This window comes from Streptomyces sp. NBC_00273 (genome assembly GCF_036178145.1).
Classification (GTDB): Bacteria; Actinomycetota; Actinomycetes; order Streptomycetales; family Streptomycetaceae; genus Streptomyces.
The window spans coordinates 6,089,332-6,104,146 of record NZ_CP108067.1 but is presented as its reverse complement, the minus strand read 5'-3'; the positions used below and the strand labels follow the sequence as shown (position 1 = coordinate 6,104,146).

Genomic DNA, 14,815 nt, shown 5'->3' with positions numbered 1-14,815 from the left:
GCATTGTCCGTTCTGCTCAGTCGATCACCGGCGGGACAACACGACGGCTGCCCTGCCAGGTCTCTTCGTCTTCAGCCAGGTAGTCGGGGCGTTCGCCCCCCTGGTCGTTCCGTCGCCTACCCGGGGTCTGCTGCGTGCCGGCGCCCGCGTGGCCCATGGAGCCCATGCCCGCGCCACTGGCGCCATTGCGCACGAGACCCGAACCGCCCTGGGTGAACGTCTGACCGCCCACGCCCGGGCGGCCGACCGCACCGGTCTGGCGCCCGCCCACGACACCTCCCGGCTCCGAGGCCAGTCGACGTCCGGCAGCGAGGCCTCCCTGGCTGCCAAGGGAACCACCGCCACCGTGGCCCATAGCCCCGCCGCCCATGGGGCGGCCCGCCTGGGCGCCTTCACCGATGACCGTGCCACGCGGGATACCCAAGCCGGGGCCGGTGGAAGTCACCTGGCGGCCGCCCATGATGCCGGGGTCACGCGGGGGCAGGCCCGGTGGCATGCCACCGACCTTACCGAGGGGGCCGGTCGTGCCCGGGGCGGGGACGCCGGGGCCGAAGACGCCGGGAAGGCCCGGTGTCTTCACTCCACTGATCGGCGGGACCGCCATGGGCGGCACGAAGGGGCCGGGGGGAGTACCGCCGGGGCCCGTCGGCAGCGGGCCACCAGGTGCCGTCGTCACCGGCGGAAGTGTCTGGTTCGGAGGCAGTGTGCCAACGGTGTCGAGGTCGACCTCCACGTCCCGGTCCGGGGTCACCGGCACGGGCGGAGTCGTCGTCGGCAGAGTGTTGTCCGGTTGCGGCTGGGCCCCCGGAGCCCGTCCCGGCTCGTTCAAAGAACCGGTCGCTCCACCGTGTGTCGGCGATGAGTGCGAGGGGCTTCCTGCGTAACTCTCCGTTCCAGAGCTGCTACCCGGCCGGGCCATGTCGGTTGAGAAGTCGTTCCTCTGCGGCAACAGCACCGCCGGCGGCGGCGGGAACGTCGGGATCGTCGCCTTGTTCATCTCGTCCGACGACACCTGGTACGACTGCGCCAGGTTGGTCATCAGCCGCACCGCCTCGCGGTGATCCGCGTCCAGCGTCGCCTGGGCCTCCGAGCGGGCCTTCGCCGAGTCCGGGTCGTTGTGGTACTTGAGGGCCGCCGCGAGGTTCTCGGTCGCGGTCGCGTCGACGGCGGTCATCTTCGTGGCCTCGGTCATCGTCTGGACGACCTTGCCCATCCATTCGCCGCCCTTGGCGCTGTACTCGCCCAGGCGCAGCGTCGCGTTGCCCGCGCGGCCCACCCACTCCTGGAAGGCGTCGGCTCCTTCGCCTTCCCAGCCGGACACGACGTGCTTCTTGAGCGCCTCGCCGATCTTCTTGATGTCCTCGGCGGCCTTCTTCAGCTGATCGGCCCGCGTCTGGACCGAGGTCGGGTCCAGCGAGGCGCTCATGTCCCGCATCTGCTGATGCGTGAAGCCTTCGAAATCCGTTGCCATCAGTAGTTACCTCCCGACGTGCTGGGCGACGGGGTCGGAGTCGTGGACGCCGGCGGCTGGTTGGACTCCTTCAGGCGGCGCTGTTCCTCCGGCCACGGGTCGCGTTCCAGCACGTACTCCTCCTTCGCCTGCTTGGCGATGGCCACCATGCGCCGCTTGGTCTCCTCGTCCACGCCGGCGTAGTTGTTGCCCGCCGACAAGACCGCGATGCCCAGGGCCTCGATCGTCTCCGCCAGCCCCTTCGAGAGCTTCTGCAGCTCCGTGACGACCGTGTCGTACGACTTGAACAGCGCGTCGACCTCCGCGAAGCCCTTACCGAGCTTGCTGGCCGGCAGTTTGTCGTCCGCCAGTTTCTTGTGGTCCGCGTCGGAGCCGGTGAGGTCGTCCAAGAGCGAGTCCACCATGCGCTTGTACTCGCTCAGCGAGTCGAACTCGAACCGCAGCGCCGCAGTGGCAGCGCCGTAGGCCGCCCCCGCGATTGCGCCCACCGGGCCCGCGATCCCCAGCGTGAGGGCCGTTGCTACTTGGCTCGCCCCGATGTCCTCTGCCACGTTGGCCTCCCCGTCTCCCCGCGGGCGCGGCGTTTCCGCCGCTCCCCGTCCCCGTTCGCACCCGTGTCCATGCGTACATGCACACTTGTGTCGATCACTCTAGCGACCGGCACGGACAGCCCCAAGTCCGGGGTTGCACGTGCAATGTGGCTCACACGGTCACGAGTTGGGCGTACCGACCGCCGCGGACGGCCTGATCGGCAGGCGGTTCACCGGGCGGCCCGTGGCCGCGCGAACCGCCGAGGCCACCGCCGCCGGGGTCGTCACCACGGGGACCGCGCTCGCCGCCTTCGCGCCGAACGGCGCGACCACGTCGCGTTCTTCGACCAGCTTGACGATGCGGACCGCCGGGGCGTCCAGCGCCGTCGGCAGGGCGTAGCCCGTCAGGTCCGGGTGGCGGATCAGGCCGGAGACCGTGCGGAGGTTCTCCGTCAGGGCCGCGCCCACGCCCTGGGTGACGCCCGCCTCGATACGGGCCTCCAGCTGACGGGGGTTCAGGATGCGGCCCACGTCCTGGGCCACCGCGAGTTCCACGATCCGGACGGCGCCCAGTTCGATGTCCACGTCCACCACCGCGCGGATCGCGCAGAAGGCGAGGCCCACGAAGGCGTCGCCCTGGCCGTCCGCATCGAGGGGTTCCGTGGGGTGGGGGCGGCACTGGGCCGTCGCCCAGAGTTCCTTGCCGGCCATCGCCTCCGCCACCGACATCGAGAACGCGCCGTCGTACGACGTGATGCGGCCGTCCTGGATCTGCAGGAGCTCCGTCGACATGCCCAGCTTGTGGGCCATCGGCTGCAGGAGCTGGGTGCGGACCATCTTGGCCGCCCGCTCCACCGCGCCGCCCGACACCCACGTGTGCCGGCCGTGCGCCGCCGGGCCGGCCGGCGGCTGGTCGGTGTCCACCGGGGCCATGGCGACCTCGTCGACGCCCAGGACCTCCTGGACGATCTGCCGGGCCAGCGTGGCGAAGCCCTGACCGGTGTCGACGGCCGCGCAGATGACCGTGGCCGCGCCGCCCACCACCTTCACCGTGGCCGTGGAGACCTCGTCCGTGCCCTCCGCGCCGAGCATGTGCACCATGCCGACGCCGTAGCCGACCCCGCGCCGTACCGCGCCCGGCTCCCCCGCGCCCTCCGGGCCGCCGGGCAGCAGCCACTCGTCCTCCGGGGCGTCCTTGGGCAGGGCGGGCAGTTCGAAGTCGCGGACCGCGCGCAGCAGTTCCGCAACCGGGGCCGGGCAGGTCACCGTCTGGCCGGTGGGGAGCAGGTCCCCCGTCGCCAGGACGTTGCGCATGCGCAGCTCGGCCCCGTCGATGCCGAGGGCGGCCGCGAGCTTGTCCATCTGGCCTTCGTACGCGGCGCACACCTGCATGGCGCCCTCGCCGCGGACGTGGCCCGACGGCGGGTTGTTGGTGCGGACCACCCAGCCCTCGACGAAGGCGTGCGGGACGACGTACGGGCCGCAGGCGAAGGCGACCGCCGCGGCCAGGGATTCGGAGGAGGAGTCGGCGTACGCGCCGCCGTCCATCAGGATCTGCGCCTCGACCTTGACGAGGCGGCCCTCCGCGTCAGCGTGGTGGCGGTAGCGCAGCAGGGTCGGGTGCCGGTGGGTGTGGCCGAGGAAGGACTCCTCGCGGGTGGCGACCAGTTTGACCGGGCAGCCCGTGCGCAGGGCGAGCAGGCCGAGCGGGAGCTGGAAGGCGGCGTCCTCGCGGTCGGCCGTCGCGCCCGGCACGCCGGTGACGACCACGCGCACGCGGTCCGGATCCAGTCCGAAGCAGGCGGCGGCCAGGTCGCGGTCGGTGTGCGGGTCGGTGGACGCGGTGTAGAGCTCCACGCCGCCGTCGGGGCGCGGCACGGCGAGTCCGGCCTCGGCGCCGATGGGGGCGGGGTCCTGGCGGCCGATCCGGTACAGGCCCTCGACGACCACGTCGCCGGTGGCCTCCGGGTCGCCGTAGCGGAGGGGGATGTGCCGGATCAGGTTGCCGTCGGGGTGCAGGGCGGGGGCGCCGAAGGACTGCTCGGGGTCGGTGACCGGGTCGAGGAGCTCGTACTCGACGGCGATCGCGGCGGCGGCGAGCCGTGCGGTGTCCGGGTGGTCGGCTGCGACGGCGGCGATGGGCTCGCCGTGGTGGCGTACGACGTCGTGCGCGAACACCGGCCGGTCGGCGATCCGACGGCCGTGCGTGGTGGTGCCGGGCACGTCGGCGTGGGTGACGACGGCACGGACGCCGGGCATCTCGGCGGCGGCCGTGGTGTCGATGGAGAGGATCCGGGCGTGGGCGTGCGGGGAGCGCAGCACGGCGGCCCACAGGAGGCCCTCGGCCCACAGGTCTGCGGCGTAGGGGAAGGTGCCCTCGGTCTTGGCGCGGGTGTCCGCGGCCGGGACGGAGGCTCCGATTCCGCGCGGGACCTGCTGTTCGGAGGCCTCGGTGCCCGGGGCGGCCATGGCCGTCACCGTGGTGTTGACCGTTGTCGTTGCCGTCGCCGCGTCCTGCCCGCTCACGCCGTGCCTCCGTGGTGGATGCCGCCCTCGCCGGGCGCTGCCTGGTGCGGGATGCGCGGCTCCGGTGCACCTGCGCCCGGGGCCGCGGGCTCCGCGGCCGCCGCCTCGCGCTCGGCCACTACCTCGCGCACGGCGTCGACGACCCCCGCGTAGCCGGAGCAGCGGCAGAGGTTGCCGCACAGGGCCTGACGGGTCTCCAGCTCGCTGGGGGCGTGATTGCCTTCCAGCAGGTCGTGGATGGTCATGGCCATGCCGGGTACGCAGAACCCGCACTGCACCGCACCCGACCTGCACAACGCTTGCTGGACGTCCGAGAGTTCCCCGTTCGTCGCGAGACCCTCGACGGTGCGGACCTCGCTGCCGGCGGCCGTGGCGGCCGGTACCAGGCAGGAGGCGACGAGCCGGCCGTCGACCTGCACGGCGCAGGCGCCGCATTCGCCCTGCGAGCAGCCGTCCTTGGCGCCCGCGAGGCCGAGCCGCTCGCGCAGCACGTACAGGAGGGACTCGCCGATCCAGGCGCCGGTGACGGGCCGGTCGGCGCCGTTGACGCGCAGGACGTAGGAGGCCGAAGGGTGCTCGTGATGGGCGACGGCCCCGGCGTCCGCTTCGTCCTCGTACGGCGCCGCCCCGGTCGGGAGGGCGTCCTCGCCGTCGGCGGTGTCCGCGTGCGGCGCGGGGTCGGCCGGGGGCTCCTGCGCGGTCGGCCGGTCCCCGTTCCCGGGGGCGGACTCCGCAGCGACCGGCTCCGCCCCGTGAGTCGCCTCGTGCTCCGCCCCGTACGCGGCTTCGTGCGCGGCCTGGGGGCCGGGCTCCGGCGCGTGGCCGAACGCCGTGAAGCCGTGGCCGTCGGTGCCGGCGGGCTGCGCGGGCTCGGCGGCCGGCGGCTGGACGCGCACCCCGCCGAAGAGGTCCAGCCCGGTGTCGGCCACCGCCCGCTGCTCGGCAGCGACGGAGGCGGAGGCGGCGGCCGGCTCGGCGTACCCGGCCTGCTGCTCCGCGTACCCGGCGTACCCGCCCCGCCCGGCGTACTCCTCCTGGACCGCGTGCCCCGCGTACTCGCCCTGGACCTCGTACTCGCCCTGTCCGTCGTACTCGCCCTGCCCCGCGTGGTCCGCGGCCCTGGCGCCCTCGGCCTGCTCCGCCGCCGGGCCGTGCGCGGCCTCGATGTCGTGCGGGGCCTGGTGCACCGGCTCGCCCTCGGGCAGGGGGGTTCCCACCCCGGGCCCGCCCAGCACGCGCGGCCCGCGGCCCGCGGCGCCCACTCCGGGCCCGCCGAGCAGCCGCCCGGCCGCCTGCCCGGTCGCGGCAGCGGCGGCCGAAGCGGCGGCGGCCTCGTCCGTACCGGGCAGCACACCGGCAGCGGCACCGGCGGCGTCCGCGTCGGGGGTCCCGGCGGGCTGCTGCGTCAGGTACGCCCACGGCGCCGGGGCGCCGCCCGGCAGCGTCGCCGGTGCCTGGCTCCAGTCGGCGTCCAGCCCGCCCGACCGGTAGTCGTTCGACTGCTCGGGGAATTCGGGGACGGCCCACTGTCCGGTCGCCGAACCGCCGACCTGCTCGGGCTCGTGCGCCGCTTCCGGGAACCGCCACTCGGCCGTCGCGCTCGGATCGCTCTCCGGCAGCTCCGGCTCCGGTTCCGGCTCGGCGAACGCCGCCGCGACCGACGCCGGGATCGGGATCGACGCCGGGATCGGGCCGCCCACGGACCCGGAGCCCGTGCCCTGGCCCGCACCGGCGCCACCCGTCGGATCGGCCTGTGCCGAGCCGCCCGCCTCCGGCCACTGCACCGGAAGCGTCCACGTCCCCGTGGCCGACGGATCCGTGCTCGCCGAGCCCAGCGGCACGATCATCGGCGGCGGCACGTAGCCGTGCCCGGGCGCCGCGAGCGGCTCCCCGGTGCCGAGCGCGTCCAGCATGTCCTGCGGCAGTTTCACGAAGGCCGTGGCGTCCGAGTCGTACTCGCCGCCCTGAGGGACCGGTTCCCAGCCCCAGCCCGCCGTGCCGTTCCCCTGGGTCACGTTCTCGTTCTCGTTCTCGCTCATGAGGTCAGCGCCCTCCCCAGGGCCCTGCGTGCCAGCACGGCCACCGTCCGCCGCAGATGCAGTACTCCGGGAGCCACCGGCTCGCCCTGGTCGGGCACGCACGCGGCCGCGACGTACTCGCCGAAGGCCTCGAGCGCTTCGGGGGCCAAGGTCCGCCCGCCGTCCCAGTCGATCAGCGAGGCCACCCACTGCTCGGCCTCCAGCGGCCGCAGCGGCATCGGAGCGACCGCACCGATGGCGCAGCGCACGCCCCGGCGCGCGGGATCCAGGACGAGCCCCACGGACGCCACGGCACGTCCCGGACCGGTACGGCCCGTGGCCTTCAGGAACACCTGCGGTGCGTGCAGCAGCGGAACCCGCACGAAGCCGATCAGCTCACCGGGCCGCAGCATCTCCCGCCCGGCCAGCAGGTGCGACACCGGGATCTCCCGCTGCCCGCCCGGGCCGACGATGACGAGTACGGCCTCCAGCGCGGCCAGCACGGGCAGCGCGTCACCCGTGGGCGCCGCGGTGGCGATGTTGCCGCCGAGGGTGCCCGCGTTGCGGATCTGCGGGGGGCCGGCGGCCCGGGCCGCGGCCGCCAGCGCGGGGATCAGAGCGGCGAAATCCGGCCGTCCCATCCGGGCGTGCGTGAGGCCCGCGCCGAGCAGCGCGTGGCCGTCCTGGTACTGCCAGCCGCGGATCTCGTTGATCCGGCCCAGGCCCACCAGTGCGGCGGGCCGCAGCAGCCCGGCGTTGACCGCGGCCATCAGGTCGGTGCCGCCCGCGACCGGCACAGCGGCGGGCATGGCGGCGAGCGCCGCCACGGCCTCGTCGAGCGAGGCCGGCAGCGTCACGGACTGCGCCGCCTGCGGGCCCTGCGGCCCCTGAGGTGAATCCAGTGCGTGCGGTGCGTGCGTGGTCAACCCAGCTGCCCCTTCCCGATGTCCCGGTTCCGGCGCTCACGCCTGTTCCGCCGTACGGTACGTGCTCACCGCCGGGACGTGGCAACTCTGGCACATCTTCCGGGCCGCCCGGCGCGAGGGTCCGCCCCCCTGCGCCCGACCCCGGGCGCGGTGCCCCGTACGGGCCGTACGGCCGTGTCGCACCGCCTTCGACGGCCCTCCTCCGCGATTGCCCGATTTTCCCTGTATCTGGGGAAATTGAGGCAGAGTTCCGCTCCCGTTCCCTTTGGGTTCCGGTCGCGGGCGTCATCCAGTTGTCACACGTTCGGGGGCGCGCCCTCGATCGGGCGCCCCAACACCCCGGGCCGCCGCTGCCGCGGCAACGGGCCGCCCGGCGGCCGGTAATCGACCCCCTGCGCGGCCAACCGCGCGTAGTGCGCGACCATCCGCTCCTCGAACCGCGCGAAGTCCCGCTCCTCGGGTTCCGGCTGCCGCGACCACACCACTTCGGCGAAGGCCGCCAGCCGCGGGAACACCTGGTAGTCGACCCGGCCCTGGTCCTCCATCACCTCGGTCCAGACGTTGGCCTGCGCGCCCAGCACGTGGGCGGCGGCCTCCGGCGACAGCTTCGGCGGCACCGGCTCGAAGCGGTACACGTCCTCCAGCGAGCGCACGTACCCGATGGGCACCGGCTCGTCCGCACCGCCCGCCTGCCGGTGGTCCAGGTACACCTGCTGCTCGGGGCACATGACCACGTCGTGCCCGGCCTCGGCCGCGGCGATCCCGCCCGCGTAGCCGCGCCACGAGGACACCGCGGCCCCCTCGGCGAGCCCGCCCTCCAGGATCTCGTCCCAGCCGATCAGCCGCCGCCCGCGCGCGGCGAGCCAGCCGTCGAAGTGCCGGACGAACCACGCCTGCAGCCCGTCCTCCCCGTCCACGCCCAGCTCGCGGATCCGCTCCTGGGCGACCGCGGAGGCCTTCCACTGCGCCTTGGGGCACTCGTCCCCGCCCACGTGCACGAAGGGTGAGACCTCGACCGGGAACAGCTCCAGCAGCTCCTCGAAGACCCCTTCGTAGAAGCGCAGCACGGCCTCGGTCGGCGCGAGCACGTTCTCGGTGATCCCCCAGTCGTCCCACACCCCGAGCGCCGCGGTGTCGACCACGTCGGTGTTGCCCAGCTCCGGGTACGCGGCGATCGCGGCCTGCGAATGCCCCGGTACGTCGATCTCCGGGACCACCCGGACGTGCCGCTCGGCGGCGTACGCGACGATCTCGCGGATGTCGTCCTGCGTGTAGTACCCGCCGTGCGGGGTCTCGTTCCACAGCGGCGAGGCCCGGTGGCCCCACCGGCTGCGCGGGCGCCACCCGCCGACCTCGGTCAGCCGCGGGTAGCGCTCGATCTCGATCCGCCAGCCCTGGTCGTCGGTCAGGTGCAGGTGCAGCACGTTGAGCTTGTGCGCGGCGAGCAGGTCGACGTAGCGCAGCACGCCGTCCTTGGGCATGAAGTGCCGGGCCACGTCCAACATCATCCCGCGCCAGCCGAACCGCGGGCCGTCCGCGACGGAGGCGTACGGCAGGCTCCACGTGCGGCCGGGCAACGGTGCCTTCCGGTACGCGTCGGGCCCCAGCAGCTGACGCAGCGTCTGGGCGCCCCAGAACAGTCCGGCGGCCGTCGCTCCCGTCAGCTCCGCCCCGTCCGGGCCGATCTCGATGCGGTACGCCTCCGGCCCCGGGTCCGCGGCGCCGTCCGGGTCGACGCGCAGCCGCAGCTCGGCGGTCGCGCCGGCCCGGGCGGCGGGCAGCTCCCAGCCGGTGGCCGCGCCCAGTTCGCGCCGCAGCCAGCGCGCGACCGTCTCGGCACCCGGCCCGGCGTCCAGGACCGGCTCGGAGCCGAACGCGAAGCGGCGCCCGCCCTCGTCGAGCAGTACGACCTGGGGTGCGGGGATCAGGTCCATGCGTCAGCCCTTCACGACTGCGTGCGCGTGTTGCGTCCTGCGCAACGCTCGTTCCGCAGGGCGCTCGTCGCGCCGACCCTAACGCGCCGCGCGGACACGGCAAAGACCCCCGGACGCGCTGGTGCGCACCGGGGGTCTCGGTCCTGCGACATCCCGTGAAGTCCCGCGAAGCCCCACGCAAGAGGGGCCGGGAGGGAGGACTAGTTGTCCTTGCCGCCCTTGTCCTTGTCCCCGCCGGGGCCCATGGACTCGTAGATCTCCTTGCACATGGGGCAGACCGGGTACTTCTTCGGGTCCCGGCCCGGTACCCAGACCTTGCCGCAGAGCGCGACGACGGGGGTCCCGTCGAGCGCGCTCGCCATGATCTTGTCCTTCTGGACGTAGTGGGCGAAGCGCTCGTGGTCGCCGTCACCGTGCGACACCTGCGGCGTCGGCTCTACGAGGGTCCCCGTGCCAGTCCCGCGCTCGGGCTCAAGAGTGCTCATGGAACCCAGGGTACTTAACCCCGTGCCCGTCAGTTCAGCGACGGGTCGTCCGGATAGGTGGCGACCATCGCGAGCTCGCTGCGCTGGCGGCGCAGCACCGCCCGCCACAGCCGCTCCGGATCCGGGAAGGACACGTCCCCGGGCTCCGATTCCACCACGTACCAGGCGCCCTCGCCGAGCTCCGCCTCCAGCTGGCCCGGGCCCCAGCCGGAGTAGCCCGCGAAGATCCGCAGGCCGCCCAGGGCCGCGGCCAGCAGCTCCGGGGGCGTCTCCAGGTCGACCAGTCCGATCGCCCCGTACACGCGGCGCCAGCCGAGCGGACCCTCCTCGCCCGGGATCACCGCCACGCCCAGGGCCGAGTCCATGGCCACCGGCCCGCCCTGGAAGACCACCCCGGGGTCGCCCGCCAGGGGCGCCCAGGGCAGCAGGACGTCGCCGACGCCCACGGGGGTCGGCCTGTTCAGGACCACGCCGAGGGAGCCCTGCTCGTCGTGATCGAGCAGCAGCACGACCGCGCGGTCGAAGTTCGGGTCCGCGAGGGCGGGGGTGGCCACGAGCAGCCGCCCTGTGAGGGAGGACACCTCGGTCATGCCGCCATGATCCCGCACATCGGCCGATTCCGGGGAGCGGGCGGGAAGATCGGATCGATCGCAGCTCAGGGCGCACGGCAGCAGCGAGGAGCGCGCACGGACGGAGCAGGCGGAACGCAACACTCCGCCATGTGGTGGATACGGAGGGTGTTGTGCCGAATTCATGACAGTCCTACGGCCACGTCGGCCTTACGAACAAGGGGGTGATGGCCCTTACCCTTTTCCCTGGCCCCCTGCCCACCCCTCTCCGGAACGCGAGATTCATGACCGGCATCAGTGACGATGTACTGCTTGTCCACGGCGGTACCCCGCTCGAGGGCGAGATCCGTGTCCGTGGTGCGAAGAACCTCGTGCCCAAGGCCATGGTCGCCGCTCTGCTCGGCAGCGAACCCAGCCGGCTGCGCAACGTTCCCGACATCCGTGACGTGCGCGTCGTCCGCGGGCTGCTCCAGCTGCACGGGGTGACGGTCCGTCCCGGCGAGGAGCCGGGCGAACTCGTCCTCGACCCCACCCACGTCGAGAGCGCGAACGTCGCCGACATCGACGCCCACGCGGGCTCCTCGCGCATCCCGATCCTCTTCTGCGGCCCGCTGCTGCACCGGCTCGGCCACGCCTTCATCCCGGGCCTGGGCGGCTGCGACATCGGCGGCCGGCCGATCGACTTCCACTTCGACGTGCTCCGCCAGTTCGGCGCGACCATCGAGAAGCGCGAGGGCGGCCAGTACCTGGAAGCCCCGCAGCGGCTGCGCGGCTGCAAGATCCGCCTCCCCTACCCGTCGGTCGGCTCGACCGAGCAGGTGCTGCTGACGGCCGTCCTGGCCGAGGGCGTCACCGAGCTCAGCAACGCCGCGGTGGAGCCGGAGATCGAGGACCTCATCTGCGTCCTGCAGAAGATGGGCGCGATCATCTCCGTCGACACCGACCGGACCATCCGGATCACGGGCGTCGACCGCCTCGGCGGCTACAACCACAAGGCCCTCCCGGACCGCCTGGAAGCCGCCTCCTGGGCTTCCGCGGCGCTCGCCACCGGCGGCAACATCTACGTGCGCGGTGCCCAGCAGCGCTCGATGATGACGTTCCTGAACACCTTCCGCCGCGTCGGCGGGGCGTTCGAGATCGACGACGACGGCATCCGCTTCTGGCACCCGGGCGGCCCGCTCAACGCCATCGCGCTGGAGACGGACGTCCACCCCGGTTTCCAGACCGACTGGCAGCAGCCGCTCGTCGTGGCCCTGACGCAGGCCTCCGGCCTGTCGATCGTCCACGAGACGGTCTACGAGTCCCGGCTCGGCTTCACCTCGGCGCTCAACCAGATGGGTGCTCACATCCAGCTGTACCGCGAGTGCCTGGGCGGCAGCGCCTGCCGCTTCGGCCAGCGCAACTTCCTGCACTCGGCGGTCGTCTCCGGCCCCACCAAGCTGCAGGGCGCCGACCTGGTCATCCCCGACCTGCGCGGCGGATTCTCGTACCTGATCGCGGCCCTGGCCGCCGAGGGCACCTCGCGGGTCCACGGCATCGACCTGATCAACCGCGGCTACGAGAACTTCATGGAGAAGCTCGTGGAACTCGGCGCGAAGGTCGAGCTCCCGGGCGGCGACCTCGTCTGAGCCGTACCCGAACACCCCGACGTACGCAGACGTACGCGGACGTACGCAGAAAGCCCCCCGGGCCCCGCACAGGGCCCGGGGGGCTTTTCCGTGCCCCGGGCGAGGCCCGGTCACGGACCTCGGCGCGAGGCCCGCCGGGACCCGCGAAGCCGCATGCGGAGCCGCACGGCGGCCCGGTGGGACGTGCCGGTGGCATACGTGGGCCCCGCCTGGCCCCTGACGGGCCCTCACAGGGCCTGCCAGGCCCCCCGGGCAGCCCGGGGGCGGCCCGGCGCCCGTCCGGGCCCACCGGCCCGCGTCCGGCCCCGGACAGACCGAAGGGCGGCCACCCCGCCCGGGGGTGACCGCCCATCGTCGTTCTGCGTACTTGCGTACTACTGCCGTTCCAAAGGCCTGTGCGGCCTTCGGCGCCGGGGCAGGACTTACTTGCCCTTGGCGGCTTCCTTGAGCTTGGAGCCCGCGGAGACCTTCACGCTGTAGCCGGCCGGGATCTGGATGGGGTCGCCGGTCTGCGGGTTGCGCGCGGTGCGAGCGGCACGGTGGGTGCGCTCGAAGGTCAGGAAGCCGGGGATGGTGACCTTCTCGTCGCCCTTGGCGACAATCTCGCCGACGGTCTCGGCGAGCGCGGCCAGAACGGCGTCGGCGTCCTTGCGGGTCACCTCGGCGCGCTCGGACAGAGCGGCCACCAGCTCACTGCGGTTCATGTTGTACTCCCGTGTTCAACTTGCCTTAGAGGCGTGAGATCGAAGCCGATGCTGCCAGGGCCCTAGGACAGTCCCCGGACCCGGGTCTGAACGTCAGACCCTCTCGCCCGGTTACGCATCCTGCCCCCACCAGCGGCGGGAAAGCCAATCCGGCACCCGTCGGGGTCACACGAAAAGCGCCACAGTCACGCCGCGGTGACGCTCCGTCCACGCCTTCGCTCACACGCCGTCGCGGACCGCGGACCTCGCGGGCATCCCCGCAAACCCTAGAGGCGGCCCGTCGGGCCCGCATCTCGCGACGCGCCGGGAACGGAGCGCCGTGAGGGCCGTCACAGCGGGGCTCAGGACCCCGAGGCCGCCTTGCGGACGGCGCCCGCGACCGCACCCGCGACCTTGTCGTTGAACACCGACGGGATGATGTAGTTCGCGTTCAGCTCGTCCTCGCCGACGACGTCCGCCAGCGCGCTCGCGGCGGCCAGCATCATCTCCGTGTTCACGGTGCGGGACTGAGCGTCCAGCAGGCCGCGGAAGACGCCCGGGAAGACCAGCACGTTGTTGATCTGGTTCGGGAAGTCGGAACGGCCGGTGGCCACGACGGCGGCGGTCTGGCGGGCGATGGCCGGGTCCACCTCCGGGTCCGGGTTCGCGAGCGCGAACACGATCGCGCCTTCCGCCATGGCGGCGACGTCCTCGCCGGACAGCACGTTCGGGGCCGAGACGCCGATGAACACGTCGGCGCCGACCACGGCTTCCTTCAGCGTGCCCGTGTAGCCCTCGGGGTTGGTGTTGTCGGCGATCCAGCGCAGCGGGGAGTCCGCGGCCGCGTCGACGAGGTCGGGGCGGTCCGCGTGCACGACGCCGTGGATGTCGGCGCTCACCGCGTTCTTGACGCCCGCCGCGAGGAGCAGCTTGAGGATGGCGGTACCGGCCGCGCCGGCGCCCGACATGACGACCTTGACGTCGCCAACTGCCTTGCCCACTACGCGCAGTGCGTTGGTGAGGGCCGCGAGCACGACGATCGCGGTGCCGTGCTGGTCGTCGTGGAAGACGGGGATGTCGAGGGCCTCGCGCAGCCGGGCCTCGATCTCGAAGCAGCGCGGCGCGGAGATGTCCTCCAGGTTGATGCCGGCGAAGCCCGGGGCGATGGCCTTGACGGCGGCCACGATCTCGTCGGGGTCCTGGGTGTCGAGGCAGATCGGCCAGGCGTCGATGTCGGCGAAGCGCTTGAACAGGGCCGCCTTGCCCTCCATGACCGGCATGGCGGCCATCGGGCCGATGTTGCCGAGACCCAGCACGGCGGAGCCGTCCGTCACGACTGCGACGGTGTTGCGCTTGATGGTGAGGCGGCGCGCGTCCTCGGGGTTCTCGGCGATCGCCATGCACACGCGGGCCACGCCCGGGGTGTAGATCATCGAGAGGTCGTCACGGTTGCGGATGGGGTGCTTGGACGCCATCTCGATCTTGCCGCCGAGGTGCATCAGGAAGGTGCGGTCGGAGACCTTGCCCAGGCTGACGCCCTCGATGCCGCGCAGCTTCTCGACGATCTCGTCGGCGTGCGCGGTGGAGGTCGCGGCGATGGTGACGTCGATCCGGAGCTTCTCGTGGCCGGATGCGGTCACGTCGAGGCCGGTGACCGATCCGCCGGAGGACTCCACGGCGGTGGTGAGCTGGGAGACCGCGGTTCCGCTCGCGGGCACTTCCAGCCGGACCGTCATCGAATACGAGACGCTGGGCGCCGTTGCCATGGCCGTGTTCCTCTTCTGTCCCTGGTTCGCTGTAACACACAGAGCCCCGCTGCACAGCAGGTGCGGCAGGACCTGTTGTCCGATCGTCCCACCTACCAGCCAGTACAAGGTAACCAGCTACAAAATTCGGAAAGACTCTTCCACCATACGAGATACCAGAAGGGTTCGGAATGGTGGGGTCATACGAAACAGGTCCGCGCCCCCCACAGGTGGGGGACGCGGACCTGGTGATTCGTACGTTTGATGACACCGACCCGCCATGCTCGCCTCGCGGCAAGT

At 72.9% G+C, this 14,815-nt stretch carries 11 protein-coding genes; 1 reads left to right on the top strand and 10 read right to left on the bottom strand.

Annotated features, from left to right (window positions below; translation table 11 throughout):
- Positions 1-16 precede the first annotated feature (16 nt).
- The 8 genes from OG386_RS26925 to OG386_RS26890 all read right to left on the bottom strand — a co-directional run bounded on the left by OG386_RS26925 (position 17) and on the right by OG386_RS26890 (position 10,480).
- Entirely contained in the window at positions 17-1,471 is a 1,455-nt protein-coding gene (locus OG386_RS26925) for a WXG100 family type VII secretion target (RefSeq protein WP_328790254.1), read from the bottom strand.
- Positions 1,471-2,022: a hypothetical protein gene (locus OG386_RS26920; protein WP_328790253.1), complete on the bottom strand. Its 552-nt coding sequence runs from the start codon at positions 2,020-2,022 to the stop codon at positions 1,471-1,473. The genes OG386_RS26925 and OG386_RS26920 overlap by 1 nt, the downstream gene beginning before the upstream one ends.
- A 159-nt stretch (positions 2,023-2,181) precedes the next feature.
- The gene (locus OG386_RS26915; protein WP_328793371.1) at positions 2,182-4,470 is read right to left on the bottom strand and encodes a xanthine dehydrogenase family protein molybdopterin-binding subunit; all 2,289 of its coding nucleotides are present in this window, start codon (positions 4,468-4,470) and stop codon (positions 2,182-2,184) included.
- A gap of 53 nt (positions 4,471-4,523) precedes the next feature.
- Entirely contained in the window at positions 4,524-6,566 is a 2,043-nt protein-coding gene (locus OG386_RS26910) for a (2Fe-2S)-binding protein (RefSeq protein ID WP_328790252.1), read from the bottom strand.
- Complete coding sequence (locus OG386_RS26905) at positions 6,563-7,447, bottom strand: FAD binding domain-containing protein (protein ID WP_328793370.1); 885 nt, start codon at positions 7,445-7,447, stop codon at positions 6,563-6,565. Before OG386_RS26905 ends, OG386_RS26910 begins: the two co-directional genes overlap by 4 nt.
- A 320-nt stretch (positions 7,448-7,767) precedes the next feature.
- Positions 7,768-9,405: a beta-N-acetylhexosaminidase gene (locus OG386_RS26900; RefSeq protein ID WP_328790251.1), complete on the bottom strand. Its 1,638-nt coding sequence runs from the start codon at positions 9,403-9,405 to the stop codon at positions 7,768-7,770.
- 200 nt (positions 9,406-9,605) lie between these two features.
- Positions 9,606-9,890 (bottom strand): DUF3039 domain-containing protein, encoded by a 285-nt coding sequence (locus OG386_RS26895; RefSeq protein WP_215018346.1) that lies wholly within the window; start codon positions 9,888-9,890, stop codon positions 9,606-9,608.
- Positions 9,891-9,919: 29 nt separating this feature from the next.
- Positions 9,920-10,480 (bottom strand): YqgE/AlgH family protein, encoded by a 561-nt coding sequence (locus tag OG386_RS26890; RefSeq protein WP_030010730.1) that lies wholly within the window; start codon positions 10,478-10,480, stop codon positions 9,920-9,922.
- Positions 10,481-10,743: 263 nt separating this feature from the next.
- On the opposite strand from OG386_RS26890, the gene murA reads away from it, so the two are divergent.
- Positions 10,744-12,087: a UDP-N-acetylglucosamine 1-carboxyvinyltransferase gene (murA, locus tag OG386_RS26885; RefSeq protein ID WP_053172528.1), complete on the top strand. Its 1,344-nt coding sequence runs from the start codon at positions 10,744-10,746 to the stop codon at positions 12,085-12,087.
- 422 nt (positions 12,088-12,509) lie between these two features.
- On the opposite strand, the gene OG386_RS26880 is transcribed toward murA, so the two are convergent.
- Entirely contained in the window at positions 12,510-12,791 is a 282-nt protein-coding gene (locus OG386_RS26880) for an HU family DNA-binding protein (RefSeq protein ID WP_007264399.1), read from the bottom strand.
- Between the two features lie 341 nt (positions 12,792-13,132).
- Positions 13,133-14,536 (bottom strand): NAD-dependent malic enzyme, encoded by a 1,404-nt coding sequence (locus tag OG386_RS26875; protein WP_328790250.1) that lies wholly within the window; start codon positions 14,534-14,536, stop codon positions 13,133-13,135.
- Positions 14,537-14,815: the final 279 nt, after the last annotated feature.